This is a genomic window from Natronolimnohabitans sp. A-GB9 (assembly GCF_030848565.1).
Lineage (GTDB): Archaea > Halobacteriota > Halobacteria > Halobacteriales > Natrialbaceae > Natronolimnohabitans.
In genome coordinates, this window is record NZ_JAVDDV010000009.1 from 67,121 (window position 1) to 93,206 (window position 26,086).

Sequence of the window (26,086 nt, forward strand, 5' to 3'; positions counted from 1 at the left end):
CAGACGGCGATCGCGGGGCGGCGACGAACTTAACCGGACGGGTCCGTTAGCTCGTCTCCCTCGAAACGATGACCGACGACACCGACTCCGAGACGGAGCATCACCTCCGCGAGGCGTTGCGACACTTGAGAGCGGCCCAGGAGGGAGACCTCCGAAAGACCAACGCCGTCGCAATAGAAGAGGTCTCGAACACCGTCTCGACGGTGCTTCGTGAACACGAAGAAGACGAGTAGCGACGCCTGATACGGACTGCTGTCTCGATCTCCCGCCGATCGCCGCCCCCGCCCTGGCGATCGGCAGTCAGTGACGACAGGAGACCGTATGACCGACGACGAAACTACTGTTGTTGACGCTCCGCGGCCCGCTCGAGTTCGACGTGTAGCTGCGTCGAATCGAACTCGTGGTCGGGACGCAGGCGAACGAAATCCAGAAACCGCTGGGCAGCGAGCAGTTCGTCCGGTTCGTAGACCGTCGCAGCCGCCGCTACGGCGTCGCCTGCGCCGATTCTTGGCTCGAGGACCGCGAGCGCACAGGCGAGGTCGTAGGCCGTGGTTTCGGCGACGCGGTCGTCGTGAACGTTGGTGGCGTCGATGAAGTAGAATTCGTCGTCACACAGCAGGATGTTCTCGGCGCGGAGATCGCCGTGGGCCATCCCATGATCACGCAGCGTCGCGAGCATCTCGAACAGCTCCGTCGCGCGCTCGGCGACGAGCCAATCGGGCGTGTCCTCGAGCGATCGAAACGCCGGGAGATACTCGAGGACGAGCACGCCGAGCCCGTTGACTTCGAAGGCGTCTATCGGTCGGGGCGCGTTGATGCCGATCTCGCGCATCCGCTCGGTCGCCTCGTACTCGTGTTCGACCATCTCTCGTGGCGTGTCGAACCGGCCGAAGAAGCCATCGGTGCCCGCCGACACCGCACCCACGTTCCGGCCGGTCGTCAGGACTGCGTGGACGAGTGCGTTCTGTCGCGAGACGATCTTGACGAACCACTCCTCGTCGATCACACAAGGCGTCGACAGCCAGTTGTCGGCCTCGAGAAACTCCACGCGGAGTTCCTCGCGGTCGTAGCGATCCGCCAGCGTCCGGGCGACACGCTCGAGGCGATCCCACTCGACGGTTCCTCGCGCGAGCCGGCGGATATCCATACGTCGGATGTGAGTGCTTGGAGGTTAAATGCGTCCCGAACTGTCTCCGACGGAACGTGTTTGATAGCACATACCTCTCGTTTGGGGCCCGGATCGAACGGCAAAAACGCAGTCAGCCGCGAGCGAGAGCAGTATCGTTACCAATCGTGGGGATAAACAGGGATAGCATGCACGCGGTCGACGACCTCAGTGACGCACTCGAGACGACGCGACGGTTTCTGACGCCGGTCCGTGTAGGGCTGTGGCTCCGCCTCGCGGTCGTCGTCGTCTTCGTCAGTTCGCTCGGGCTTGGACTCGGACCGTCGGTTTTCGGTAGCGACTTCGCGGTGTTGCTCGAGGAGCCGACGCCGGCGGTCGAACAACCCCCAGAACTCGAAGACGAGCCGCCACTCGAGGAGGAGCTACCACTCGAGGAACTCCTCGTCGCTGCTGTCGTACTCGGCGCGATCGCACTGATACTGTGGCTGGGGTATGCCCTCGTCGCCGGCATCATGGAGTTCGTCTTCATCGAGTCGCTTCGCTCGACGGAAGTTCACGTGCGACGTTACGTCCTCGAGAATCTCGGCCGCGGAGCGCGGCTGTTCCTGTTTCGGCTCGGACTGTTGCTCGTCGCTACCGTTCTCGGTGCGATACCCGTTGCCCTCGTCGCTCTTGGAGAGGGGACGATCACTGATCTCTCGGCCGGCTGGCTCGCTGCCTACTCGCTGTATGGGTTCGGGCTGTATCTGGCGTATTCGGTGGTCCGACGGTTTACCGACGAGTTCGTCGCACCGATCATGCTCCTCGAGGAACGGGGCGTCCTCGGCGCCTGGCGTCGATTCTGGGGGACGCTCACCGCGAACCCGATGGAGTACGTGGTCTATCTGGTGTTGTTCTGGATCCTCCTCATCGCGGTCACGATCACCGCCTGGCTCATCGTCGGGATGGGGCTGTTCGCGCTGGTCGTCACGTTCGGTCTCGTGATCGCCCTGCTCGTGGTCGTCCTCGGATCGATCGGCGGGTTGCTCGCGCTGCCGGTCGTCGTCGTTGGGTTCGCGGTCGGCCTGCTGTTCATGGCGCTGGTCTGGATGCCGATCACGACCTATTTCCAGTACTACGCGCTGTTGATACTCGGCGATACGAACGCGGAGCTCGATCTGATCGCCGGCCAGCGAGCGGCGGTCCGCGCCGACGTCGATCACAGAACCGGGCAGGACGGCTGGACGAGCGGCAGCGAGTCGTGGGACGAACGCGACCCCTGGGAGGACGCCGACGAGTCCGACCCATGGGAGCACGCAAACGGCGTCGAAGATCCCGACTCGAGTGCGGATTCGGATCGCACTGACGAGGTCGACCCCTGGAGGGACGTCGACGACACTGAGACCGATCCCTGGGCGGATACGAACGACGATACTGACGACGGCAACGGCGACGATGATAGCGACGACGATCGAAGCTGGTGAGACGCAGTCGCTCGGATACGAAACCGGTGTGGTCTAGTCGAGGTTCTCGAGCAGATCGCCGTCGTCCGCGTCGGTATCGTTACCCTCGCGGTCGTCACCGTCATCACCGTCGGTTTCCCCCTCGTCACCGTCGCTCGTTCCGTTCTCGTCGTCCGTACCGTCCCCGGTTTCGTCATCGCGATCGGTGGAGACACCTTCCATCAGTGCGAGGACGTTGTCCTTTTCCCGTCCGCGAAGTTCCGCCGGATAGACCCCGATCGTCACGAGGAGATCGTCGCCGGCGTCGACGGCCTCCGTGACGTGGACGTCGACCTCGAGATCGTGGCCGTCGAACGTCGCGTCGGCGCTGAACCGTGATCGCAAGGTCGTCTCACCGAGAATCGAGATCTCGTCGTCGTCTTCGTGGGAGACGTTTCCAATGTCGTCGTAGTTGTCCGCGACCAGATCGACGAGTTCGGCGGCGGACATGTCTTCGATGGGGTTGACGTTTCGGTCAGCAACCCCGATCTGGGGTGACGTGAGGACCGAAAATACGGCAGCGCGCTGGCTGCCGATCGGCGGGATCTCTACGGCTTTCTCGTGTTCGGTCACGTAGTTCGTGACGGCGATCGTCTCCGAGACACCGCCGACACCGACCTCCTCCTCGATGGTGATGCCGTCGACGTCGGTCTCCTCGTACCCCGTCTCGTCACGTACGTCCGCGTTGACGCCAGCCGGTGACGACTCGTGTTTGTCCATTCCGACAAGTCCCAGACAGCCGGCGAGACCCGCCAGTCCCGCAGCACCGAGTCCGCCGAGCATCGTTCTTCGGTTCATCTCACCCACAATGAGGATACCGTTCACAAGAGTTTATTGTATCTGTAAACGAGTGTCAGCCTATCGACTCGACTGCACGTCGATTCGACGGGACGTCATCGACAGCTGCCGGCTACTCATACTGTCGGACAGCGGCTACTGAAGCGGGTTCGACGGACGTGAGTGGCGAACTCACGGCTAGTCCGTTCGATAGTACAAGTCGTCGATCACCGACGGAAGAGACCGAGCACGGCCGAGACGACCGACGTCCCGGAACGGCGGTCTGCTCGTCGCCGGTGGGCACGCGTCAGATGGAGAACGGTCGCGTATCCGAGAATCGAAAGGACGGTGGCAACGACGACGTTGCCGAGCAACAGTTGCCGAACCGCAAGAGCCGCGGTTTCACCGGTCGTTGCCTCGTCCCAGGACTCGGCCGCACTCGAACCGAGCAACACGCCACCGACCTGGAAACTGGCGAGATAGACCGCGGGTTTTACGAACGGGTTGAGAACGGCGACGGAGGCGAAGATCGCTGGTTTGTTGATCCACGACAGAAGCGAGACGAGAACGAAAAATACCCCGATCGCGAGACCACCGGTCGGTAGCGCCGTCAGGAACACCCCGATCGCGAAACTCGCGGCGACCTGGCGCGGGGTGTGCTCCTCGCGAAACGCCTCGAGGAGTTTCCGACGGGCGCGGTCACGGTATCTGGCGAGCCGACTCCGAAGCATCCACACAGTTCGTAGAGCACGACCGAGAAAAAGATGTCGAGACCGACCACGAGCAGTGATGTCGGTTGATCGCGACCGACAATTCGATAACTCGTTGGGTTCGTCGTCCCGGTTTCGAGTCGTCGATCTCGTCCTGACCGCCGTCCGTCAGCCCTAGCACATCCCAGACAGATCGGGGTGTGCCGGGATATCGATACAGCAGTCCGTATCAGAGAAGCGTCCCGGCTTCCTCGAAGGATTCGGCGACGCGCCGAACCGCAACGACGTACGCCGCGGTCCGTGGGTTGTCGATGTCGTATTCCTCGTAGGTCTCGACGAAGGCGTCGAACGCGTCGACGATGATCTCCTCGAGTTCCGCGTTGACTTTCTCTTCGGACCAGTAGAACCGCTGGCGGTTCTGGACCCACTCGAAGTAGCTGACGGTGACGCCGCCGGCGTTGGCGAGGATATCCGGGATCACGAAGACGTCCGTCTCTTCGAGGACCTCGTCGGCAGCGGGTGTCAGCGGCCCGTTGGCGGCTTCGGAGATGACGTCCGCCTGGACGTCCGTCGCGAGGTCTTCGTCGATGGCGTTCTCGAGTGCCGCCGGAATGAGCAGGTCGACGTCCATCGTCAGGACGTCCTCGTTGGTGATCACCTCTTCGGCGCCCTCGTAGCCGACGATGCTGCCGGTCTCGTTCTTGTGGTCTTTCGCGGCGACCGGATCGAAGCCGTCGGGGTTGTAGATGCCACCGCTGGAGTCGCTGGCGGCGACGACGGTCGCTCCCATCTCGTCGATCAGTTTCGCGGCGATCCAGCCGGCGTTTCCGTAACCCTGGATCGCGACGGTTGCGCCTTCGAGGTCCTTGTCGAGGTAATCGAACGCCTCGCGGGCGGCGATCACCGTCGAACGACCCGTCGCCTCGACGCGACCCTCGCTCCCGCCGCTGGCGATGTTCTTGCCGGTGATAACACCCGGCTCGGTGGTGTTCTCGAGGGACTCGTAGGTGTCTTTGATCCAGTTCATCTCCCGCTGGCCCGTGTTCACGTCGGGCGCAGGAATGTCCCGGTCCGCGCCGATCATCGGCCGGAGTTCGGTCGCGAACGTTCGTGTCATGCGCTCGAGTTCGCTCTCGGAGTAGTCGTCGGGGTTGATGACGATGCCGCCCTTCCCGCCCCCGAGCGGAATGTCGACGATAGCGGTCTTGTAGGTCATCCAGCCCGCCAGTGCCTTCACCTCGTCGCGGGTGACCTGTGGGTGATAGCGGATGCCACCTTTGTACGGGCCGCGGTCACCGTTGAACTGCGAGCGAAACGCCTTGACTCGCTCGAGACTCCCGTCGTCGAGTTCGACCGTGAGGTTCGTCTCGAGGACTCGCTCGGGGTATTTGAGTCGTTCGATGACGTCGTCGTCGATCTCGAGATGGGCTGCAGCGTCGTCTATCTGAGATTGGAGACTTTCGAACGGGTTGGCTTCGCCAGACATTGGGTGTAGCTTCTGAGGAAACCGAAATAAGCGTGACGAATGCACCTCATAGTACATAAGTCCCAATATAAGGTGTTCAGATGTAATTATATACTGCAAAGACGCTAGCGCTGACGCGATCGGTCGGTGACATCGTCAGTATCCCGCTTTACCTTCGAATCCCGACCGCTGGGGTGTTTTCCGGAGTTATCGGCTCGTGGCGTCCTCGGATCGATCGGCCGCAGCGCTTGCTCGCTCCCGAATCCGTTCGGCCTGTGCGATCAGCGGCGCATCGATCATCTCGCCGTCGACCTCGAAGACGCCCCGTCCCTCGGCGTCGGCCTCGCGTTTCGCCTCGAGGACGCGATCGGCCCACTCGCGTTCCGATTCGTTTGGCGTAAAGACCTCGTTGATCGGGTCGACTTGGGCGGGATGGATCGCTAACTTGCCGTCGTAACCGAGTTGGATCGCGAACTCGGTGTCCTCGCGGAGTCGCTTCTCGTCCTCGAAGTCGGTGACGAGCGTATCGATCGCCGTACAGTCGGCGGCCGCGGCTGCGGTAACAACGCGCTCGCGCGCATAGAGGACCTCAGTTCCCTCTTCGGTCCGGGTCGCGCCGAGGTCGGCCGAGAGATCTTCGGCACCGAAGACGAGCGCGTCGGTCGCTCGAGCATCGGCGATCGCCGGTGCCGCGAGCACACCCGCGGCGCTCTCGATCAGCGCGAAGACCGGCAACGACGCGTCGAACATCGCGAGTTCGTCCGCGAGATCGCGGACGTCCGCAGCCGACCCGACTTTCGGCAACATCACGCTGTCGAGCCGGAACCCGCTGTTGGGTTCCATCGCCGGCGGTTCGAGGACAGTCTCGAGGTCGTCCAGAAGCATCGACTCGTCGGCGTTGACCCGAAGACACACCTCACAGTCCGGATCGAAGTCGGGATCGGAAAGCACCTCACGGACCGTCTCGCGCGCCTCCTCCTTGCGTTGGGGAGCGATGGCGTCCTCGAGGTCGAACACGATTACGTCCGCGCCGGCCGACGGCGCTTTCCGAAGCATCTCTGGTCGATCGCCGGGTGTAAACAGTACGCTTCTGCGTGCCATATGCTACCTCCTCGAGCCACAACTAAAGGGATATTCGTGTCAGCGGATCGTGCCGGAACACTGACCGGAGACTCCCTGGCAGCGGAGTGTGGCAGGGATCGACGGGCACTCCCTGTTCAGAGTGAAAGCCGTCGGCGGATATCGTGGGTGATGACGGACCCCCGCCGTTCAGAGTGAAACGGATCGGACGGGCTACAGGTGTCCTGACAGGGAGGGGATCTTTCACTCTGAAAGAGGGGTGTTGTCGTCGTACTATCGGTTAGATCAAAGTGAACGTACGGTTTCAGGGTCGAAGGGAGCGATCCTTGGACGACTCGGTGGGGAGGACAAGTACGTTACCACCCCCACCCCCGATTCAGAGTGAAAAGCGGTAACTGGGGAGGGGAGGGTGGGAGAGTCCCGATAACGAACGATAACTCGAGGATGAGAGACGACACGAGTTGACTCTGGCATATATTTATTCTCCTACAGGATTCTTTATCCCCTATCATAAGATATAATACTACTATACTAGCTAGTTGAGTGACTACTACTGGTACGATAACTAGTACGGGAACTAATCGAGAAATGACGGAGATAATTGAAAGACTATTGTTGACATAGTCTTGTGAACAATTATCTACTAGGTCAGTTTCCGTTTCGTTCCGTCTCTCGGGTTGGTCCCTACGGCTCCCGTCGTTCCGGTTCGGTGCGTTGCTGGTTCGTCTCTTTCGTTGTGGATTCGCCGCATTGTGAGTTCGTCTCCCTCTAGTGGCGGTCCACGCCTGCACTGCTGGGTCGAATCCTGCGGTGTCGTCCGATTCGACCCAGCAGTCGACGGGTGGAACGGTACTAGTATCAACTGAAACTGTTTGCATACCGATCGCACGGCTTTCGCTTCGCTCCCCACTGCCACCCCACCCTCGAGCGCCGTTTCACTCTGAATCGGGGGTGGGGGTCCCCGACGACGTGTTTCTTCCGTTCCTCCGGACCGTACTACGGGAGCCAGTTACCGATCGTCGCTGTTCAGTCTGCATCCGGGACCGATCACTCTCGAGTCGAACCGTCCGAAAAGAGGGCTCTCAGGCGATTTTGGCGTTGAATATCAGTCTGAACTACCTTCCATAGATTTATTATGTCCGTCTTCGAGGTCCGAGATATGGCTGAACAGGCAGGGGACCCGCTGTTCAAATCACACGATCCGATCTTCAATCGGAAGGAACTCCTCCACGTCGGTCACGTTCCCGACGAGGATCGGATCGTCGGCCGGGACGACGAGATCGAGTCCGTCGCCGCCGAGGTTGGCGCGATCACGCGCGGTGATCCGCCCAACAACGTGATGATCTACGGCAAGACCGGTACCGGCAAGAGTCTCATCTCCCGACACGTCGCGACGCGAGCCCAGGACGCTGCCCACGGCAACGAGATCGACTGCGGTGTGCTTTACGTCGACTGTTCGGAAGCGAACACGGAGACTCGTGCGACGCGACAACTGGCGCTCAGTCTGAAAGATCAGACCGACTACCGGGAGAACATTCCGGTCCGGGGCGTCGGCACGATGGAGTATTACCAGCACATCTGGGCGATCCTCGAGGAGTTTTTCGATGCGGTCATCGTCATCTTAGACGAGATCGACAAACTGGACAACAGCAACATTCTGATGCAACTCTCCCGGGCCCGGGAAGCACAGAAGACGAGCGCGTACATCGGCGTTATCGGCATCAGTAACAAGGTCAAATACCGCGAGACGCTTGACGAACGCATCGACAGCAGCTTCGGCCATCGGGAGCTGTTCTTCCATCCCTACGACGCCTCCCAGCTCCGGGAGATCATGCGCAACCGCGAGGACGCCTTCCAGCCCGGCGTTTTAGAGGACGGAACGATCGAACTCTGTGCGGCACTGGCGGCCAAGAAACACGGCGACGCCCGAAAAGCGATCGAGATCCTGAAGGAGGCGGGTGAACTCGCCCGCCGCACCGGTTCGGAGACCGTCGCGGAGGACCACATCAAACAGGCCCAGGAGGTCGCCGAGATCAACCGGATCGAGGAATTGACAAGCGGCGCGACGGTCCACGCCAAACTCGCTCTCTATGCCCTGGCGAGTCACATCATCACCGGCGAACGGGAGACCTACAAGACCCGCGAGATCTACGAACGCTACGTCGACATCTGCGAACTCGTCGCGACTGATCCGATCACCGAGAACGGACTCTACCGACAGCTCAAAGAACAGGCCTTCCTCGGTGTCATCGAGTCCGAGAAGACTGGCGGCGGCCGCTCGCAGGGGAGCTACCTCCTCCACCGACTCGTCACCGATCCAAAACACATCGTCAAGGCCGTCCGTCGTGACGCCTCCCTCGAGGAAGTACCACCCTACGAACGACTCGCCGAGACCGGAAGCGGATCCGCGATGCGGGATCGCGACGTCGACCTCTCTTCGTTTTCTTGACACTCTCCCATCCGGGCGATCGATCGACCGATTTCAGTCTGAACGAGGGGTGTGGGAGGGAAGACCGTACGCCGTCGGATCCGTGGTTACTGTCTGATAGTAGACTGGAATCGACGTCAACTCGTCGTCATCTCGAGTGGCGGCGCCAGTCCCTCAGTGCCGGGAACGACGTGAAAGACGAACAGCAGGTAGTAGAGGGAGACGGCGAGGATCACGACACCGACGAGACGGTTGATCGTCCGCCTGTGACGGGCGAGCGTTCGGGTCACACGCCGGCTGTAGGGCTGGGAGAGCAGTGCGAACGCGAGCAGCGGCGCGCCGATCCCCAGTCCGAACGCGATGAAGCCGGCCAGGACCTCGAGTTGCGAATCGAACGCCGGAAACGCGACCGTCGAGCGGCTGAAAAACAGTGCGATCAGTCCCGGATTACACGGGATAACGATCGCACCGAAGAAGAACCCGTATCCAAACGCCGACGCCGTCGGATACCGACTGTGTGGCGGTTCGATCGTCGGGAGCCGGGCGAAGCCGTTGGGTGCGAAAAGAAGCATCACACCGACGACGGCTAACGCGCCAAACGCCGCCGGCGAGACGCGTTCGACGGCACCCGCGACCCCACCGCCGAAGACGACGGTCCACAGGAGCCCGACGACAGCCATGAACGCGATGACTCCGGCGACGACGAGAACGCCGAGAACGGCGACGGGTGGCCCTCGGTCGCTTTCGCCGGTCGAGGCCACGTACGCGAGAAAGGACGGATACAACGGCAGGACACACGTCGCAGTCAGCGGCGTCGCGAGACCAATCAGGAAAAACTCGAGGAGGGCGCTGGCTGTCGACGTCATCGGCTTCCCTTGGCTACCGGTCTTGCCGACCGTATCGAGGGCGTTCGGTAACCGTTAGCATAGATCGACAGCGTCCGGAACCTACTAGCTCCCACCATCAGTCCTAGACACCGTCGTTCAACAGACATCCGCTATAACCGATTCTAACGGCTCTGCATTGACGACTTTATCGAGTCGGTACGTCTCGCCGTCCGGACAGGTGACCACGACCGGTGATCGTGCGGCGCTGGCGGCGTCTTGACCGAAGTCAGAAACGAGACTGCCGATCACTGGTTCCGGTGACACGCCGAACCGCCAGTCGAACTCGTTGTCGTCCACGTAGCTCCGGAGGTCGTCGGTGTCGGTCGCGGGATCGATCGTCAGATCGACGATTTCGACGTCTACGCCGTCGCTTCCGTCGAGGTCGTCGAAGTCGCGTTGCTGGCTGTGACAGGCCGCACAGCCTCTCGTGAACGTGTGGACGACGACCGGTCGATCGAAGTCAGCGATAGCGAACTCCTCTCCGGTCGTCACGTCCTCGAGTGTCGTCGTCCGCCAGGTCGCGTCCGGATCGACATCGACCGCCTCGGGGTCTGGTTCGTCTTCGTCGTCGTCGCCATCGTCGTCACCGATACAGCCCGCGAGTGCGACCACAGATCCTCCGCCGACCGCCTGCAGGACGTTCCGACGGCCGACCGAACGGTTCCATCTGTCGTCCGGGGCCCTCCGTCCGTCGTCCGGGACCCTCCGCCCGTCGTCCGGGACCCGTTGCCCAGCGTTCGGATCGTCCCCTCGAGCGGCAGGGTTCCGTTCGGTATCCATCGATCGATAGCTAGGGTTTCCAAGTAACAATAGTTCTGGTACGGCCCTCGAGTCTCCACCTCGAAGGCTTTCGGCGAGGGTCTCGAACGCCGGCGCTCCGACGGGAGACGGAGGTCCCCGGTTACGGCCAGAGACCGCGAGCCTCGTGGCCCTCAGCGATCCGCTCGAGGGCTACGATGTAGGTCGCGTCCCGCCAGGTCACGTCCCGGGTGTCGTACTCCTTGCGGATGGCCTCCCAGGCGCTGCACATCTCCGCCTCGAGTTCATCGTTGACGCGCTCTACGCTCCACTTGCGACGGTTGATGTCCTGGAGCCACTCGAAGTAACTGACCGTCACGCCGCCGGCGTTGGCGACGATATCGGGGATCACGGGAATCTCCCGCTCCTCGAAGATCCGATCAGCGTCGGAGGTCGCTGGGCCGTTAGCTCCTTCGACGATCATGTCGGCGCTGACTTCGCGAGCGTTCATACCGGTCAGGACGTTCCCGATCGCGGCCGGAATGAGCACGTCGACGTCGAGTTCGAGCAACTGTTCGTTCGTGAGCGATTCGGGGGCGTCGTAGCCCGACACCATTCCCGGCCGCTCGTCGTGATCCTCGACGTCGGTCGTATCGAGCCCGTCGGGATCGTAGATCGCGCCGTCGACGTCCGAGACGGCGACGACGGACGCTCCAAGGTCGTCGAGATAGCGAGCAGCGTTGGCGCCGACGCTCCCGAATCCCTGGACGGCGACGGTCGTCTCTGCGGGATCCCAGCCGTAGTAGTCCATCGCCTCTCGAGTGATGATACCGACGCTGCGACCCGGCGCTTCTTCGCGACCGTAGGAGCCGCCGACGACCGGCGGTTTGCCGGTGACGATGCCAGGCGAGGTCTCGCCTTCCTGCATCGAGTAGGCGTCCATAAACCACGCCATCGTCGCGGGATCGGTTCCCATATCGGGCGCCGGGATGTCCTTCATCGGCCCGATCACCGGGCGAAGTTCCTCGGCGAACCGACGCGTGAGTCGTTCTTTCTCGTCGTCGCTGAGATCTTTCGGATCGACGACGACGCCGCCTTTCCCACCGCCAAAGGGGATGTCCATCACTGCACACTTCCAGGTCATCCACATCGCGAGCCCGACACACTCCTCTTCGGTGACGCCGGGATGATAGCGAAGGCCACCCTTGTAGGGACCGCGAACGTTGTCGTGGTGGGCCCGATACCCGGTGAGCATCTCCCGGCTCCCGTCGTCTCGCTCGAGCGGGATCGTCACCCGATAGACGTCTTTCGGATACCGAAGCCGATCGACGATCCCCTCGTCGACGTCGAGGTGGGTCGCTGCGCGCTCGAGTTGGCGGCGGGCTGTTTCGACGGCACTTTCCTCCGCGTGGTCCGATTGTGACTCGTCCGCTGTCATAATAGGGGGCCCGCTGGAAACGCGGTCGAGGTCCGGCGCTGTCGGAACCGCGACTCGAGGGTCGACGACCGACCACGTCGTGTCCGGACCGGACGACCGCACCGAGACGGGTCGTAGCCTATCTCTCGTCGAGAGCGGGCAAAACCCTTTGCACTGCAGTCGTCTGTGTGGTCTGCGTTCGATTCCGTATCTTGATACGGACTACTGTAGCGACTCTCGTCACACTACTGTAGCGACTCTCGTCACACCCGTGATCCGTCTCCAGTTGCCCGATAAATCTTACAGCAGACTGTACGAGACAGCTATTCTTTTGTCGTCGCTCCCCAATTTCGAACCGATGAACGAATCGACGGCCGCGTCACGTGGGAGCGGCGCCGACGGCAGCGAAGGGCAACCGATCGACGACTCGTCGTCCGGCGTCGGTCTCGAGTGGCTCTCGCTGGCCGACGACGAGTCGGTGTTGTGGGCCGGCGGCCCCGACCGTCGCACGGTTTTGCCGGCGGCGAGTTCACTCGTTCTCCCGGCACTCGCACTCGTCGCCGTTCCGTTCGAACCCGTAGCGGCGCTCGTCGCCGCCGTGCTCCTGGCGCTGGTGACGCTGCCGATCGTCGGCTGGGTCCTCCTGCAGGTTCGCAACACGGACTACGTCGTCACCACCAGCGGCCTCTACGAGAAACGCGGTGTCCTCTCGCGGGACGTCAAACGGATCGACTTCGAGAAGGTACAGAATACGGCATACAATCAGAGCGCACTCGGGACGTGGCTGGGATACGGCGACGTCGAGGTGAGTTCGGCCGGCGGCGCCGGCGTCGAAATGCGGTTCCGATCGATCTCGAACCCACACGAGATTCAGCAACTGATCAGCAGCCGCGTCACGGCAGTTCGGGCCAGCGACCGCCGGAACGAAGGGGACACCGCTGGCTCCTCGGACGAAGTTCTCGAGGAAATCCTCGCGGAACTGCGAGCGATCCGGACGCACCTCGAGGACGACGCTACCGCGAGTACGACTCACGGGTCGTTGGCGAATCGACCACCGGACGCGGGGGAAGGTAAAGGAGATGAAGCGGGAATCACGTTCGAACGCGAGTCGGCGGACACTGATCTCACGGAGTAGGTCCCACTCCGGATTCGTCGTCGGTCGTCCATCCGGGTCCGTCCCACTGTGGATTCGCTGCCGGCTGTCCACTCGAGTTCGTGGCTCTACTTCACCGTTCCACCGCAACCACCATCGAGACCCTACGCTTCAGACGGACTACTGTACGTCGGTACCGGCGCAACCGAAGCCCGGGTCGCGGTTGCGCCGGGAAATCGGTACAGCAATCCGTATCAGACCACCGTCGAGATCATATAGAGGTTGATGAGGACGGCGGCGGTCCAGGGAAGCGCCAGGCCGGCAGGGACGATCGGACGGTACGCTGCGGGGAGCAACGGCCGACAGAGCAGACCGACGCCGATCGCCAGCCCCTTCAGTACGAGCATCCCGGCCAGTCCGTAGCCGTCGATCGCGCTCCGAGCGACCGGGTTCGACTCGGCAAGCCCCAGGTGGAGTCCGACGAAGGTGGTTACGACGTCACCGACCAGGGAGAGCCCGACGAGAACCCACAGCGCTCGCTCGAGGGTGGCCGGGCTGAGATCGACCGGGAGTTCGTACTGTCGGTACGCGGCGTCGGAACTCATAGGCCCCCCGCCGGAGTCGAACCGGCCGTCGGCGTCGACCGTCGGGAGCGTGTCGAACGCATGAAGAGTCTACGACCCATGACATTGTTATGGGAGGCATAGCCCGCGCTCCGACGGCGTAATCGCTCGGTAACCGGTTCCGAATCGTCCTGTGACGATCGACACCGAACGTCCGTTGTCCGCGACTCGAGGCACTGCTGTGGGTATCGAAGCCGGACTCGATCACGATAATCGTCAGGACCAGTAGTTTCAGCCGGCTGGTCCGGGCCGTAAGCCGGGCATAACGCCGTCTCTGATACAGTCTCCTGTTGTCACTGCCCGCCGATCGCCGCCCCCGCCCTGGCGATCGGCGGGACAGCAGTCCGTATGATAGCCTGCTGTCGGCTCCACTCGAGCGGATCAGAACGGTCGGTTCGAAGCGACACCGGGCACAGAGGTGAAGAGAGGAGAGCGGTTCGTTCCCACGGACTGCCACTGATCGGTCGGAGTTCGCCACGAGGGGATGAGGAGGATCACGTGTCGTGGGGGACGAACCGATCGGGAGTGAGTCCTACTGCCTCCGTGGTCACCAGCACGGAGACATCGAACACTGGACGGGACAGCGATACTAACGCTTGTGTTCAGTCGTACAGCTATTATATGGGGTCATACGGTCTCCTGTCGTCACGTCCCGTCGGTCGCCGTCCCTGCCCTGGTGATCGGCGCGACAGCGGGACAGCAGTCCGTATCGGGCTAAGCAGCTGTTTCCCCGCGTTTTCGCCCGTCTTCCGAACGGCCTCGGCGCCGGCCGACGTGTTCGTTCCTCGTCGCTGCCGTGATCGCTCCGATCGCTTCGTATAGTGTGATTACCGTCGATTACCGGCAGCAGATGCAGGCACAACGGCTTTCGACAGTTTCGTCTTCACGTTCGATTGTCATCGACCGCCTGTGTATGTGAACATTAGCTTTGATAGCACGAGGCGAACCCCGATTCGAATCCGTTAGTGCGGTATGGCAGGTACACAAACAGAGCATCTCGTTCACCGGCTCGCGACGATTCGTGACCGGCTCGAGCAAGGCATGGACCGTCGTGAGTTCCTTCGGACCCTGGTTACCGGTGGCTACGCGCTGGGCGTCGCTAGCGTCCTCGGTGTCGACGACTTTCTCGCGGCCGACGACGGCGAGGTACCGATCGTCACTGCACTTGTCAGGTCCGATCCCGACGATCCGTGGTCGATCGAGGAACGGATCCGGTACGTCCCGGCCGAGTGGTACGCCGCCGTCGAGAAGGCCCTCGAGATAAACGAGTTGCTCGCCCGCCGGGCGTTTACCGGCTACCTCGGCAGTGCGGTCGTCCCTGGGTCGTACGACAACACTACTGCGTCTGTCTCCATCGGCATCTCGACCAACGCCGACTCGATTCGCGAGACGATCGACGATGTCTTCGAGAACGTCTCGATCGACACCGAGACGATCATCGACGTCGAAGATATCGAAGACGGTCCAGACGATATCGAGCCGCGGTTCGTCGACTCGAGTGCGACCGACGACGTTCCAAGCGGCGTCGCCTGTGAGACGCCCGGCAGCATCGCGACGCTCGGTCCTGCAATGTACGATCCCGAGAACGGACGTGAATACTTCGTGACGGCAGAGCACGCGTTCGAAGGGGGCGCCGAGCCGTCCGTCGATCGGCTCTCGCTTCCGGTCGAGGACGACGATACCATCGAACTGGGTGTCGTCGAACGTGCACATCCCGTCGAGGACGTCGTTGCTGTCGCACCGAACGGCACTATCGAGCCGTCGAACACTATCGATACGCCCACACCGACCCGCGTTCGCGGCCAGTACACGCGTCTCGGACTCGCCGACCTCGTCGCTCGTGACGAAGAACTCGAGAAAGTCGGTGCCGTGACCGGTCACACGACCGGACAGATCCAGGGGATCGACGCCGTCACCTGTTTTACCGACGAGTTCTGTCGCTACGGTCAGATCCGCTGGGGCGGCGAGATGGACCTGACCGATGGCGACAGCGGCTCGGTGAGTTTTCATCCCGATCCCGAGGGTGCCGACGGCGACGTCCTCGTCGCCGGGTTCAACAACGCCCGGACCTGGTGGCCCGGCCAGAGCTACGTCTGGGGCGTCGGCGCCTATCGAGTAACCGAAGAGTACGGCTATCACTTCTGAACGACTCAAACTCATGGCTACCGACACCGCCACCGACGAGACGACCGACGACGCTTCCGACGAGACGACCGATCCTGCTCGTGGCACCTGGAGCGTTCGCAACGCGATACGCACCGGTTTCCGACTCGCTGCCGACCTGTTCGTCGTCACGTGCTGGGTCCTGTTTCTGACGCTGGTGTTCCTCGAGATCGCCTGGCCGCGGTGGGCGTTCTACGTCCTGCTGCTCGGGGGTGTCGGCGTCTACGTTGCCGTTACGGCGACGTGGGGTGGCGGTGACTCGACGTGACTGTGTGGCGACCTGAATCAGTGTCACGTCATCGGTTCGCCGCCATCGCCGGCGACGGCCAGTTCGAGGATGAAACTCGAGGACGAGACGATGTCGCCGATGCCGACCGTGCCCGCCGGTTCGTCGACGACCCGATTCGGACAGGCAACGACCGTCGGCGTAGCGAGGACGCCGTCGTCGGCCGTTTCGTCGAGGTGGTCAGCCAGCAGTTCGATCGCTTCGCGGCCCATCGCCGAGCGTTCGTATTTAAGGCCCGTCTCGAGGTCGTCGGGGGACGTAATCTCCCCACGGGCCGCCTTGGTCGCGGCGTTGACGGCTGCGAACTCGAGTCCCCGTCGGACTGCCTCGGGCGGGAGATACGACTCCATCACCGCGAGGTGGTACTCCATCGCGTGCAACTGAATGCAGTCGACGCCGAGTTCCTCGCGTACCGCCTCGAGCATCCGGTAGTGATCGAGAATCTCGTCCGGTTCGAACGGCGTCGCCTCCGTCGGGGCCTCCGCGACGACCTCCATGCCCGCATCGTCGTGGAGCATCGTCAACTCGTGAGTGTCGGCACCTACGACGTTCGCTTCCGGCAGGATCCACTCGTACATACTCTCTCTGAGCTCGTCGTCGTGGGTGACGGCGTACTCGATGTGGACGTCGAGATCGCCCCCCGATCTGAGTCGATTGATGACGTCGCGTGCGTGGCGGTGTGCTTCTTCGTACCCGTCCGCAACGTGGTCGGGCGTGAGATTGTGATACCCTGCGAGCAACGCGCCCTCGACTGTCTCGCCGACCTGATCGATCGACTCGTCGAGTTCGCCGGCGACGAGGTCGAACTCCGGCGGTCTCGAGGCGGCGATGAACCGAGTGTCTTCCTTTGCGGTTGCGCCGAACAGTTCGTCGCCCTCCCTGAACTCGAACACCCAGTTGATCTTCGTCCGGTCCGTGTTGACGGCCTCGGTCAGGGGAACGTAGCTCACCTGTCCGTCCTCGACGGTCGGATACTGCACCTCGTCGGGATGTTCGAACATCGAGAGCTGTCGCTCGGAGACCATGTACGTGTACGTGATCGGCGACGTCCCCAGCGCGGTGAGCAGGTTCGTCATGATCCCCGCCTGGCCGCCCATCTGTTGGCTGTCGGGGGGTAGCTCCGACTCGAGCGTGCTCGCGAACGCGTCGGTCATCGCGATCTCGTCGCCCCGGCCGGCTGCCATCGTCTGTGTGATCGCTGCCGCGAGTTCCCGTTTCGAATCCAGCCGCCCTGTCGGTGTCTCTGCTCCGGGATCCGACGGCCGCTCGAGGAACGATTCGAGCTCCTCGTCGACTCGAACGATCGCGTCGACGTTTGCGTTGTAGGCGACGAACACCGGAAGGTCCTCGAGAGTGGCCAAATCAGCGTCCAGTTGGGCGTGGGCGTCGTTCATGACACAGCATCCTCCCAGACCGAGTGTGTTAATGTTGTGCGTGCTCGATCATCCGCGATCCCTGCCCCCTCCGAACTTATGGCCGTGGGCGTGGTCCGAGTGACGGAGCGATGTCACGAGATACGTTCGTCCGATGGTTGGAGGATCTCAGCGGCGACGACACGGACGCCGTCGGCGGAAAGAGCGCAAACCTCGGCGAACTCGCCGACCTCGACGTGCCCGTCCTGCCCGGCTTTACGACGACGGCGTCGGCGTACGACTACTACGTCGAGGCGACCGGCATACACTCGGAGATCAAGTCACAACTCGACGGCCTCGACGTCGACGACGTCAGCGACCTCCAGCGTCGCGGGGAACGGATCAGACGAACGATCTCCGAGGCGTCGATGCCGCCCGAGTTGGAATCGGCGATTCTCGAGCGGTACGCCGAACTGGGCGACGAGATCGACATCGAGGACCCGGAGGTCGCGGTCAGAAGTTCCGCGACTGCAGAGGACCTCCCCGAAGCTTCCTTTGCCGGCCAACAGGAGACGTTCCTGAACGTCGCCGGCGAGACGGAGCTGATCGAATCGATCAAACACTGCTTTGCCTCGCTGTTTACCGACCGCGCGATCGTCTACCGCGAGAACAACGATTTCGATCACTTCGACGTCAAACTCGCCTGTACCGTCCAGAAGATGGGACGGGCCGATCTGGCGTCCTCGGGTGTCCTCTTTACGCTCGATCCGGACACTGGCTTCGAGGACGTCGTCGTCATCGAGGCGGCCTACGGGTTTGGCGAACCGATCGTCCAGGGGGTGGTCGATCCCGACAGGTACGTCGTCTTCAAACCGACAAACGGGATCGTCGAGAAACAACTCGGCGGCAAAACCCAGCGTATGGTCCGCCGGAACGGCGGCACCAAACTCGAGTCGGTCCCCGAAGCGGCTCGCGAGGAGTTTGCACTTTCAGACGAGCGGATCCGGGAGCTGGCGACGTACGCGACCCGAATCGAGGAGCACTTCGAGACGCCACAGGACATCGAGTGGCTCGTCGACGGCGACCTCGAGGAGCTGTTCGTCGTCCAGGCCAGACCGGAGACGGTCCACGGAGCGGCTACGGAAAACGTCCTCCGGACGTACAGCCTCACGGAAACGGCCGAGGAACTCCTCGACGGCGTCGCGATCGGAAGCGCCATCGCGACCGGCCCCGTTCGGATCCTCGAGGACCACCGGCAGATGGATCTGGTCGAGGAGGGCGACGTTCTCGTCACCGAGATGACCGACCCCGATTGGGTCCCGGTGATGAAGAAAGCGAGCGCCATCGTCACCGACAGGGGCGGCAAAACCTCACACGCTGCGATCGTCTCCCGTGAGCTGGGTATCCCCGCGATCGTTCGTGCCGGTGACGCGACCGACGTGTTGTCGGATGGGACCACCGTGACCGTCGACTGCTCGACGGACACCGGACGGGTGTACGAGGGCGCCCTCGAGTACGAGGTCACCGAAGAGGAGATCGACGACCTGCCCGAGACCGAGACCGAGGTCAAGTTAGTCCTCGGCGACCCAGACCGTGCGTTTGCCCTCGCGAACCTGCCGGTCGACGGCGTCGGCCTGGCACGCGAGGAGTTTATCGTCACCAGTCACGTCGGCCATCACCCGTTGGCGTTGCTCTCCCGCGGCGAGGAGTCACAGTTCGTCGACGCCCTCCGGACCGGCATCGCGAAGATCGGCGCCGCGTTCTACCCCGACGAAGTCATCTTCCGGCTCAGCGATTTCAAGACCGACGAGTACCGGAACCTCACGGGTGGCCCGCCGTACGAACCCGAAGAGGACAATCCGATGCTCGGCTGGCGCGGGGCCTCCCGGTACTACGACGAGACGTTCCGGGAGGCGTTTCGCCTCGAGTGTGAGGCGCTCCGACAGGTCCGTGAGGACGTCGGGTTAGACAACGTGATCGTGATGGTCCCGTTCTGTCGGACGCCCGAGGAAGGCCAACGCGTGCTGGACCTGCTCGCGGAGTTTGGCCTCTCACAGGAGGAAATGGATATCTACGTGATGGCAGAACTACCCTCGAACATCGTCCTCGCGGATCGGTTCGCGGAGCTGTTCGACGGGTTCTCGATCGGCTCGAACGATCTCACACAGCTGACACTCGGCGTCGATCGCAACTCCGAGCAACTCGCACCGCTTTTCGACGAGACCAACGATGCGGTGAAACGGTCGATCACCTCGTTGATCGAGGATGCCCATCGGCACGATCGACCGGTCGGTATCTGTGGCGACGCCCCCTCGACGATCCCGGAGTACACCGAGTTCTTGCTCGAGGCCGGTATCGATTCGATCTCCGTGTCGCCGGACGTCGCGATCGAGACGCTCCTGACGGTGGCGGAGTTCGAATCGTAGCGCGTCCTGTGGCGGTCGAATCGAGGGGACCGACGGCGGCGGTCGCCTTATACTGGCGGACAGAAGTCAACGAACAGTATTCGCCGGACGGAAGCGGCGAATACTCACAATAGTTCCGTCCGGCAGTATTACTCGAGCGTGGACTCGAGGCGATCGATCAACTCGGCGTTGCCGACGTGAAGTGGGACCCTGTCGTGGAGGTCGGTCGGTTCCACTTCGAGGATCGACTGGCTCCCGTCAGAGGAGCGGCCGCCGGCCGATTCGACGAGGTACGCGATCGGGTTCCCCTCGAACTGCAGGCGGAGTTTCCCGCGTGGACTGTCCTCGAGGGCGGGGTAGGCGAAGATGCCGCCGTAGGTCAGCACCTGGTTGACGTCGCCGATCATCGCGCCGCCGTAGCGGAGTTTGTGATCCGGATTCGACTCGATCTCGCGGACGAACTCGCGGAAGTCGTCGTGCCAGTGGGGGACGCGGCCGCCGAAGCCATAGACGAGCGGGTCGTCTGGCAGGGTAACGTCTTCCTCGACGACGGTCCGTTCGCCGCCGGTGAGTTCGTACTTCGTGACCGATCCGTCGCGGGCGTATGCCATCGTCGTGATCGGTCCGTACAGGATCCAGCCGGAGGCGACAAGCGCGGTCCCCGGTGCGGGGAGCGGCTCCTCGTAGATGCCGAACACCGTCCCCATCGTGTTGTTCGACTTCAGGTTCGACGACCCGTCGAGGGGGTCGACGGCGACGTAGACCTTTTCGTCCCCGCCGTCGATGATTTCCGAGCGCTCCTCGCTTGCGTACTGGCCGACGCCGTCGATCGACGACAGCCGGTCGGCGAGCAGTTCGTCGGCCCACACGTCCGCCTCGGCCTGGACTTCGCCGCTGGGGTTTTCCTCGTCGGCTTTCCCCCTGCGACCGACCAGTCCCTGGCGGATCTCGGCCGCCGAGCGAGCGATCGTGGCGACGACGTTCTCGACGGGATCGAGATCGGGATCGGTGGCGGACATCCTACTCAGTGGCCTCGAGTGCGGCGTCAGCCGTCTCTTCCTCGTAGATGACTTTCTCGAGGGCGTCGAGGATTCGGGTTGGGTCCTCACGCTGCCAGACGTTGCGGCCGACGGCGAGTCCCTGTGCGCCGGCGCTGACCGCGGCTTCGACCGTCGAGAGGAACTCGTAGTCGGAGGTCTTCGAACCGCCGCTCATGACGACTTTCATGTCGCCGGCACACTTGCAGGCGTGTTCCATCGCTTCGGGGCTGCCGGGATACTTGATCTTCGCGATGTCGGCGCCCAGCTCGAGACCGAGACGGCTCGCATACGAGATGACGTCCGGCTTGGTGTCGTTTTTGAGGCCCTGGCCGCGCGGATACGACCACATGACGACCGGCAGGTCGTGTTCGCGGGCGTCTTCCTGGACGTCGCGGAACTCCTCTGCCATTTCGACCTCGTGGTTCGAGCCTCCGTAGAGGGTAAATCCGATGGCGTCAGCGCCGATTTCGGCGGCGTAGTCGACCGAACAGTTGACCGCCGAGTCGTACTCGCCCATCCAGAGGTTCGAGGTCCCGTTTACCTTCAACAGGAGGTTGACGTCGTCCTCGTAGCTTGGGTAGTATCCCTCCGCGATGCCTTTCTGGACGGCCATCGCGGTGACGGCGTCGTGGGTCGCCGTCTCGAAAACCGTCGAGGGATCGAGTTTCTCCGGTACCTCTTCGAAGTCGACTGGGCCGTGTTCCAGGCCGTGGTCCATCGCCAGGATCAGTGACTTTCCGTCGCGAACGATCGGGGAATCGTCGATCGGAATCATCTGTTAGACGGTCCACGAGGCCGCTATATATCTCTGGTGGTCCAGACTGTCGAAATTACGTACAACAGTAGTTAACTAACCCATTTCACTCTCGATAGACGGAGCCTACTCGAGTAGCTCACGCGCGTTGTATCGCCACGTCCGGACGTGTAAAACGTCGAGATCGAGGGCATCGGCGACGTCGAAGGCGTCGATCGTCGCTAGACGCTCGGCCGATCGGATCCCGGCCTCGGCCAGCCGATCGGCGTCCTCGGGGCCGACGCCGACGACGGCGGTGACGGGTGTCGGCTTCGGCCACGGCCGTTCCGATGGTCGCTCGCGGCCGACCGCCGCCAGCGGCGAACTGTCGTACTCGAACGACTGCCAGTCTTCGCCATCGCTGGCGGCGATCCACTCCCGCTCTGCGGCCCCCAGTCCGCGGATTTCGCTCGAGCGCCGTTCGAGATCGCCGTTGCTCTCGCCGTCGAACGACCACGGCAGCGAGAACCGTCGACGCAACGCGTCCGCGAGTTCTTCGTCGACGCCGGCATCCACCAGCATCCGATAGGAGTGGGCCTTCTCCCGGACGACATCGGGATCGACGCCGGCCGCCTCGAGGGCGTCTCGTTCGTCGGCGTCGGACTCGAGTCGCCGATCTGGGTCGGTCGCGTTCGCATCGATCCCGTCGGTCGCGTCGACGACGCCGTCTTTGTCGTCCTCGTCGTACGTGAGTTCGACGTGGTCCGACTCACAGCCGGCCGCCTCGTCGACGTCGACATCGATGTCGACCGCGATACCGATTCCGAGATCGACCGTTTCGCCGTCGTCGATCCGGTCGCTCTCGTGGTCCCGGTTTCCGTCCAATTCGCTGACGGCGTCGTTTTTGCTCACGCGATTCACCAGTTGTCACTACCTCTCACCGTCCCATCTTGAAAGTTGTCCTCGGGTGTACGACCGCTTCGGGTGTAGAGACGGCCGTTGTTCGTACCGATGGTAGCAACCCGACCATTATCCGTGGCCGGATCGAGGGGACGACGACGATCGACGACCTCGCCGACTGCGATCTCGTCGTCGAGGCGGGCGATCTGGGGACGAAAACCGGCGAGGGATTCTACGAGTACGACTGAAACCTCGTTGTGGATGACAAAATGACAACTATTTTGTCAATTTAATCGAGACGTCATCTGTGTCCCTGCGCTATCGAAGACGCCGGATCGTCGCTGCGGTCCTCGGGACCGTTACGGCCCTCCTCGGCGGCAGCTACGCCTGGACCCAGTACGAGACGCGACACCATCTCCGGCTTTGGCATCTCGAGCTCGTCAACGAGTCGGCCGAAGCCGTCACCCTCGTGGTGACAGTCGAGAGCGACGATCGGACACTCACGCATACGGAACGGCTCGAGCCAGCCACGGAGGGGGAGACGCGGAGACAGATTCACGATCGCTGGATGAAAGACGCCGAAGAGTGGGTCGTCCGTGCCGAACTCGGTGAACGGCAACTCGAACGTACGGCCGCGGAGATCACCGCCCACCTCGAGGGATCGGGGTGGGGAACCGACTGCGCGCACGTTTCGATCGTGGTTACCGAGGACGGGGACCTCGAGAGTCGTGTCGAGCCGTCGGACGTCTGCTGATACTGCCGGACAGCAGTCAGTAACACGTCGGTCGCGAACTCGCGGCCGCCACCCGTTGGAACGGCCGCAGTCGCGCGACCGATCGGTGAATCGTTCTGTCCGGCAGTATGACGGCTCGATGGGGCGGATTACTGGTGAAGCGGCTTCTCGGCCATCTCCTTGCGGAGTTCGGCCAGATGCGATCGTGAAACCTCGCCCTCGAACGTCTCGAGGAGTGCGTACACTTCCGCTCGAGAGACCTTCACGTCGCCCTCGCGGACGACGTCTTCCGGGCGCTCGCGAAGCTCGCGCATCGTTCCGACGGCGAGGAAGTAGGGGATCGCCCACGCAGAGAGCTTGTTGCCGTGGGTCTCGGGGATGATCTCGAGGTAGCGCTGAGCGTCGTCGAGGTACGTCTCGGCGCGACCGGTGACGCGCTTGATGACGTTGGTGACTGCGCCCTGGTTCTCCTCGTGGGTGACCCGCTCGATCTCGACGTCCTCCTCGGCGAGCCACTCGGCGGGCAGGTAGACGTTGTTCTCCTCGTGGTAGTCGGTCTCGACGTCTTTGGCGATGTTGACCAGTTGCAAGAGGAGTGCGAACGACCGAGCGTTCTCGCGCAGTTCCTCGGCGCGGTCCTGAGAGGCACCACGAGCGACCAGCCCGGTGATGAGCGTCCCGACGGTGCCGGCGGCGTACCAGCAGTACTCCTCGAGTTCGTCGAGGGTCTGTAGGCGGAGACCGCCCTCGCCGGCGTAGCGGTCGGTAAACATCGCCATCCCATCGACGAGTTCGCGGACGGGATCGCGCATGATCTCGCGGGGCTCTTCGTCGAGCGATTCGAAGGTCCGCAACACCCGTGGGGTCTCGGCGACGACCGTCCAGTCGTCGTTTGGCTCGTCTGGGATCCACGGTTCGACGTCGTCCATGAACGTCGCGACCGTCACCTCGCTGTCCGGATCGAGGAGGCGATCGTACGTCGTCAGCAGTTCGGTCTGGGTTTCCGGCGGAATGTGTCCCGCGTCTTCGATCGTGTCGGCGACGCGACAGAGAAGGTATCCGATACAAATATGTCTCGCCATCGGCTCCTCGAGTCGCTCGATAGTGATAGAGAACGTCCGCGAAACGCCGTGAACCGCATCGTAACACCACTCCAGGTCAGCGTCAGTGGGTGGTTCGGGCTGGCCCGTGGTCATCTACTCAAGGATGTTTTGTCCCCACCCGGCAAAAACGCCCCGGTCCCGGCGGCATGTTCCAGTTGGCGGTCGTCCGGTAACACGGGGTCGCATTCGAGGATCGGACACGCCACCGACCCTCGATGATTTCGCCGTCTTCGGAACGAAGAGATAACAATAAAGGATGAACGTCCCGATAGTTCTCCCATGGACTTCGCACTCTCGGCCGAGCAAGCGCAGATCCGCGATATGGTATCGGAGTTCGTCGACGAAGAGGTCGTTCCCCTCGCCGAAGAGATCGACCACGACGACGAGTTCCCCCACGACCTCGTCGACGAGATGGCCGAACTCGGCCTGATGGGGATGCCGTTCCCCGAGGAGTACGGCGGCGCCGGGCTGGACTATCACTCCTATGCCATCGGTCTCGAGGAGATCTCACGAGGCTCGGGTGGGCTCGGAACGATCGTCGCCGCTCACACCTCACTCGCCGGCAACATGCTCTATGAGTTCGGCGACGAGTCCCAGAAAGAGGAGTATCTCACGCCACTCGCCGAAGGACGCGATATCGGCGCGTTCGCGCTCTCGGAGGCCGGCGCGGGCAGCGACGTTCCCGCGATGGAGACGACCGCAGAGAAGTGCGAGGCGACAGCCTCGGAACAGAGCGGCGTCGCCGCGGAGAAAGACGGCGACGAGTACGTGATCAACGGGGGCAAGCTCTGGATCTCCAACGGCTCGGTGGCCGACACGGTGACGGTGTTCGCCAAGACCGATCCCGACGCGGATACCAAAGGCATCTCGTCGTTCGTCGTCCGTCCCGAGGAGGACGACGGCTTCATCGTCGAGAACACGGAGGAAAAGCTCGGCGACAAGGGCTGTCCGACCGCCGAACTCCGCTTCGACGATCTCCGGATCCCCGAGGACCGTCTGCTCGGCGAGGAGGGTGACGGGTTCGTCCACGCACTCAAGACGTTAAACGGCGGCCGCATCACGATCGCCGCCCGCGGCGTCGGCATCGCCCGCGCGGCCTTCGAGGAGGCTCGCGATTACGCCACCGAGCGCGAGCAGTTCGGCCAGCCCATCGGTGAGTTCCAGTCGATCAAGCACAAACTCGCCGATATGGACACGAAGATCCAGGCCGCGAAGATGCTCATGCACAAGGCTGCCGACAAGAAGATCCGCGGCGAGAACTACATCAAAGACGCTGCCCAGGCGAAGCTCTACGCCTCCGAAGTCTCGCGTGAGGTCGCAAACGAAGGTATCCAGATCCACGGCGGCTACGGCTACACGAAGGACTTCCCCGCCGAGCGCTTCTATCGCGACGCCAAACTCAACGAGATCTACGAAGGCACCAGCGAAGTGTTGCGGAACACGATCGGCGACCAACTGCTCGAGGAGTGATACTGTCGGACAGCAGTCAGTGAGCAGTCAGTCGCGAACGCGCGGCCGTCACCCGCGTGACGGCCGCAGTCCCGCG

Annotated in this window: 24 protein-coding genes; 10 read left to right on the forward strand and 14 right to left on the reverse strand. The window is 62.7% G+C overall.

The window, feature by feature from the left end; genetic code table 11:
• The first annotated feature begins 68 nt into the window (after positions 1 to 68).
• Complete coding sequence (locus RBH26_RS13185; RefSeq protein WP_306758806.1) at positions 69 to 233, forward strand: hypothetical protein; 165 nt, start codon at positions 69 to 71, stop codon at positions 231 to 233.
• Positions 234 to 337: 104 nt separating this feature from the next.
• Here the strand turns inward: RBH26_RS13185 and RBH26_RS13190 are convergent, their stop codons facing one another.
• Positions 338 to 1,147: an RIO1 family regulatory kinase/ATPase gene (locus tag RBH26_RS13190; RefSeq protein ID WP_306758807.1), complete on the reverse strand. Its 810-nt coding sequence runs from the start codon at positions 1,145 to 1,147 to the stop codon at positions 338 to 340.
• A 167-nt stretch (positions 1,148 to 1,314) separates the two neighbouring features.
• On the opposite strand from RBH26_RS13190, the gene RBH26_RS13195 reads away from it, so the two are divergent.
• A complete protein-coding gene (locus RBH26_RS13195; protein WP_306758808.1) occupies positions 1,315 to 2,589 on the forward strand; it encodes a hypothetical protein in 1,275 nt (424 codons plus the stop codon).
• Between the two features lie 33 nt (positions 2,590 to 2,622).
• Here the strand turns inward: RBH26_RS13195 and RBH26_RS13200 are convergent, their stop codons facing one another.
• The 4 genes from RBH26_RS13200 to RBH26_RS13215 all read right to left on the reverse strand — a co-directional run bounded on the left by RBH26_RS13200 (position 2,623) and on the right by RBH26_RS13215 (position 6,660).
• Positions 2,623 to 3,405: a DUF6517 family protein gene (locus tag RBH26_RS13200; RefSeq protein WP_306758809.1), complete on the reverse strand. Its 783-nt coding sequence runs from the start codon at positions 3,403 to 3,405 to the stop codon at positions 2,623 to 2,625.
• Between the two features lie 206 nt (positions 3,406 to 3,611).
• Positions 3,612 to 4,115, reverse strand: a complete 504-nt coding sequence (locus RBH26_RS13205; RefSeq protein WP_306758810.1) for a DUF2062 domain-containing protein — start codon at positions 4,113 to 4,115, stop codon at positions 3,612 to 3,614.
• Positions 4,116 to 4,323: 208 nt separating this feature from the next.
• Complete coding sequence (locus RBH26_RS13210) at positions 4,324 to 5,580, reverse strand: Glu/Leu/Phe/Val dehydrogenase (protein WP_306758811.1); 1,257 nt, start codon at positions 5,578 to 5,580, stop codon at positions 4,324 to 4,326.
• Between the two features lie 186 nt (positions 5,581 to 5,766).
• The gene (locus tag RBH26_RS13215; protein ID WP_306758812.1) at positions 5,767 to 6,660 is read right to left on the reverse strand and encodes a CoA ester lyase; all 894 of its coding nucleotides are present in this window, start codon (positions 6,658 to 6,660) and stop codon (positions 5,767 to 5,769) included.
• 1,138 nt (positions 6,661 to 7,798) lie between these two features.
• On the opposite strand from RBH26_RS13215, the gene RBH26_RS13220 reads away from it, so the two are divergent.
• Entirely contained in the window at positions 7,799 to 9,088 is a 1,290-nt protein-coding gene (locus RBH26_RS13220) for an orc1/cdc6 family replication initiation protein (protein WP_306758813.1), read from the forward strand.
• Between the two features lie 116 nt (positions 9,089 to 9,204).
• On the opposite strand, the gene RBH26_RS13225 is transcribed toward RBH26_RS13220, so the two are convergent.
• The 3 genes from RBH26_RS13225 to gdhB form a co-directional block, all read right to left on the reverse strand.
• Positions 9,205 to 9,933 carry a cytochrome c biogenesis protein CcdA gene (locus RBH26_RS13225; RefSeq protein WP_306758814.1) on the reverse strand — a complete coding sequence of 243 codons (729 nt, stop codon included), beginning with the start codon at positions 9,931 to 9,933 and terminating at the stop codon, positions 9,205 to 9,207.
• 117 nt (positions 9,934 to 10,050) lie between these two features.
• Positions 10,051 to 10,734 (reverse strand): hypothetical protein, encoded by a 684-nt coding sequence (locus RBH26_RS13230; protein ID WP_306758815.1) that lies wholly within the window; start codon positions 10,732 to 10,734, stop codon positions 10,051 to 10,053.
• 121 nt (positions 10,735 to 10,855) lie between these two features.
• Positions 10,856 to 12,130 (reverse strand): glutamate dehydrogenase GdhB, encoded by a 1,275-nt coding sequence (gene gdhB, locus RBH26_RS13235; RefSeq protein WP_306758816.1) that lies wholly within the window; start codon positions 12,128 to 12,130, stop codon positions 10,856 to 10,858.
• A gap of 337 nt (positions 12,131 to 12,467) precedes the next feature.
• On the opposite strand from gdhB, the gene RBH26_RS13240 reads away from it, so the two are divergent.
• Complete coding sequence (locus tag RBH26_RS13240; protein ID WP_306758817.1) at positions 12,468 to 13,244, forward strand: PH domain-containing protein; 777 nt, start codon at positions 12,468 to 12,470, stop codon at positions 13,242 to 13,244.
• Positions 13,245 to 13,456: 212 nt separating this feature from the next.
• On the opposite strand, the gene RBH26_RS13245 is transcribed toward RBH26_RS13240, so the two are convergent.
• On the reverse strand, positions 13,457 to 13,807 hold the full coding sequence (locus RBH26_RS13245) for a DUF5658 family protein (RefSeq protein WP_306758818.1): 351 nt from the start codon (positions 13,805 to 13,807) through the stop codon (positions 13,457 to 13,459).
• A gap of 990 nt (positions 13,808 to 14,797) precedes the next feature.
• Here RBH26_RS13245 and RBH26_RS13250 point away from each other — a divergent pair.
• Together RBH26_RS13250 and RBH26_RS13255 are read left to right on the forward strand one after the other, a co-directional pair.
• Positions 14,798 to 15,970 carry a hypothetical protein gene (locus RBH26_RS13250; RefSeq protein ID WP_306758819.1) on the forward strand — a complete coding sequence of 391 codons (1,173 nt, stop codon included), beginning with the start codon at positions 14,798 to 14,800 and terminating at the stop codon, positions 15,968 to 15,970.
• 13 nt (positions 15,971 to 15,983) lie between these two features.
• Positions 15,984 to 16,256 (forward strand): hypothetical protein, encoded by a 273-nt coding sequence (locus RBH26_RS13255; protein ID WP_306758820.1) that lies wholly within the window; start codon positions 15,984 to 15,986, stop codon positions 16,254 to 16,256.
• Positions 16,257 to 16,279: 23 nt separating this feature from the next.
• On the opposite strand, the gene RBH26_RS13260 is transcribed toward RBH26_RS13255, so the two are convergent.
• On the reverse strand, positions 16,280 to 17,668 hold the full coding sequence (locus tag RBH26_RS13260; protein WP_306758821.1) for an ADP-dependent glucokinase/phosphofructokinase: 1,389 nt from the start codon (positions 17,666 to 17,668) through the stop codon (positions 16,280 to 16,282).
• A gap of 110 nt (positions 17,669 to 17,778) precedes the next feature.
• Here RBH26_RS13260 and ppsA point away from each other — a divergent pair, with 110 nt between their 5' ends.
• On the forward strand, positions 17,779 to 20,052 hold the full coding sequence (gene ppsA, locus RBH26_RS13265; protein WP_306758822.1) for a pyruvate, water dikinase: 2,274 nt from the start codon (positions 17,779 to 17,781) through the stop codon (positions 20,050 to 20,052).
• A 128-nt stretch (positions 20,053 to 20,180) separates the two neighbouring features.
• Here ppsA and RBH26_RS13270 read toward each other — a convergent pair whose 3' ends face one another.
• The 3 genes from RBH26_RS13270 to RBH26_RS13280 form a co-directional block, all read right to left on the reverse strand.
• A complete protein-coding gene (locus tag RBH26_RS13270) occupies positions 20,181 to 21,050 on the reverse strand; it encodes a class 1 fructose-bisphosphatase (protein WP_306758823.1) in 870 nt (289 codons plus the stop codon).
• A gap of 1 nt (position 21,051) precedes the next feature.
• Positions 21,052 to 21,846, reverse strand: coding sequence for a class I fructose-bisphosphate aldolase (locus tag RBH26_RS13275; protein WP_306758824.1), 795 nt, complete (start codon positions 21,844 to 21,846; stop codon positions 21,052 to 21,054).
• Between the two features lie 105 nt (positions 21,847 to 21,951).
• Positions 21,952 to 22,716 carry a hypothetical protein gene (locus RBH26_RS13280; RefSeq protein WP_306758825.1) on the reverse strand — a complete coding sequence of 255 codons (765 nt, stop codon included), beginning with the start codon at positions 22,714 to 22,716 and terminating at the stop codon, positions 21,952 to 21,954.
• A gap of 38 nt (positions 22,717 to 22,754) precedes the next feature.
• Between RBH26_RS13280 and RBH26_RS13285 the strand changes: the two genes are divergently transcribed.
• Positions 22,755 to 22,952: a hypothetical protein gene (locus RBH26_RS13285; RefSeq protein ID WP_306758872.1), complete on the forward strand. Its 198-nt coding sequence runs from the start codon at positions 22,755 to 22,757 to the stop codon at positions 22,950 to 22,952.
• A gap of 59 nt (positions 22,953 to 23,011) precedes the next feature.
• The gene (locus RBH26_RS13290) at positions 23,012 to 23,458 is read left to right on the forward strand and encodes a hypothetical protein (RefSeq protein ID WP_306758826.1); all 447 of its coding nucleotides are present in this window, start codon (positions 23,012 to 23,014) and stop codon (positions 23,456 to 23,458) included.
• Between the two features lie 128 nt (positions 23,459 to 23,586).
• Here RBH26_RS13290 and RBH26_RS13295 read toward each other — a convergent pair whose 3' ends face one another.
• Positions 23,587 to 24,633 (reverse strand): phytoene/squalene synthase family protein, encoded by a 1,047-nt coding sequence (locus RBH26_RS13295; protein ID WP_306758827.1) that lies wholly within the window; start codon positions 24,631 to 24,633, stop codon positions 23,587 to 23,589.
• A 186-nt stretch (positions 24,634 to 24,819) separates the two neighbouring features.
• Here RBH26_RS13295 and RBH26_RS13300 point away from each other — a divergent pair, with 186 nt between their 5' ends.
• A complete protein-coding gene (locus RBH26_RS13300; RefSeq protein WP_306758828.1) occupies positions 24,820 to 26,010 on the forward strand; it encodes an acyl-CoA dehydrogenase in 1,191 nt (396 codons plus the stop codon).
• The last annotated feature ends 76 nt before the right edge of the window (positions 26,011 to 26,086 follow it).

Coding starts and splice junctions, on each gene's coding strand:
- RBH26_RS13195 (WP_306758808.1), top strand. CDS start 1,315: ATGCACGCGGTCGACGACCTCAGTGACGCACTCGAGACGACGCGACGG.
- RBH26_RS13185 (WP_306758806.1), top strand. CDS start 69: ATGACCGACGACACCGACTCCGAGACGGAGCATCACCTCCGCGAGGCG.
- RBH26_RS13225 (WP_306758814.1), bottom strand. CDS start 9,933: ATGACGTCGACAGCCAGCGCCCTCCTCGAGTTTTTCCTGATTGGTCTC.
- RBH26_RS13220 (WP_306758813.1), top strand. CDS start 7,799: ATGGCTGAACAGGCAGGGGACCCGCTGTTCAAATCACACGATCCGATC.
- RBH26_RS13190 (WP_306758807.1), bottom strand. CDS start 1,147: ATGGATATCCGCCGGCTCGCGCGAGGAACCGTCGAGTGGGATCGCCTC.
- RBH26_RS13270 (WP_306758823.1), bottom strand. CDS start 21,050: ATGTCCGCCACCGATCCCGATCTCGATCCCGTCGAGAACGTCGTCGCC.
- RBH26_RS13215 (WP_306758812.1), bottom strand. CDS start 6,660: ATGGCACGCAGAAGCGTACTGTTTACACCCGGCGATCGACCAGAGATG.
- RBH26_RS13245 (WP_306758818.1), bottom strand. CDS start 13,807: ATGAGTTCCGACGCCGCGTACCGACAGTACGAACTCCCGGTCGATCTC.
- RBH26_RS13260 (WP_306758821.1), bottom strand. CDS start 17,668: ATGAACGACGCCCACGCCCAACTGGACGCTGATTTGGCCACTCTCGAG.
- ppsA (WP_306758822.1), top strand. CDS start 17,779: ATGTCACGAGATACGTTCGTCCGATGGTTGGAGGATCTCAGCGGCGAC.
- RBH26_RS13230 (WP_306758815.1), bottom strand. CDS start 10,734: ATGGATACCGAACGGAACCCTGCCGCTCGAGGGGACGATCCGAACGCT.
- RBH26_RS13200 (WP_306758809.1), bottom strand. CDS start 3,405: ATGAACCGAAGAACGATGCTCGGCGGACTCGGTGCTGCGGGACTGGCG.
- RBH26_RS13240 (WP_306758817.1), top strand. CDS start 12,468: ATGAACGAATCGACGGCCGCGTCACGTGGGAGCGGCGCCGACGGCAGC.
- RBH26_RS13250 (WP_306758819.1), top strand. CDS start 14,798: ATGGCAGGTACACAAACAGAGCATCTCGTTCACCGGCTCGCGACGATT.
- gdhB (WP_306758816.1), bottom strand. CDS start 12,130: ATGACAGCGGACGAGTCACAATCGGACCACGCGGAGGAAAGTGCCGTC.
- RBH26_RS13255 (WP_306758820.1), top strand. CDS start 15,984: ATGGCTACCGACACCGCCACCGACGAGACGACCGACGACGCTTCCGAC.
- RBH26_RS13275 (WP_306758824.1), bottom strand. CDS start 21,846: ATGATTCCGATCGACGATTCCCCGATCGTTCGCGACGGAAAGTCACTG.
- RBH26_RS13210 (WP_306758811.1), bottom strand. CDS start 5,580: ATGTCTGGCGAAGCCAACCCGTTCGAAAGTCTCCAATCTCAGATAGAC.
- RBH26_RS13205 (WP_306758810.1), bottom strand. CDS start 4,115: ATGCTTCGGAGTCGGCTCGCCAGATACCGTGACCGCGCCCGTCGGAAA.
- RBH26_RS13300 (WP_306758828.1), top strand. CDS start 24,820: ATGGACTTCGCACTCTCGGCCGAGCAAGCGCAGATCCGCGATATGGTA.
- RBH26_RS13295 (WP_306758827.1), bottom strand. CDS start 24,633: ATGACCACGGGCCAGCCCGAACCACCCACTGACGCTGACCTGGAGTGG.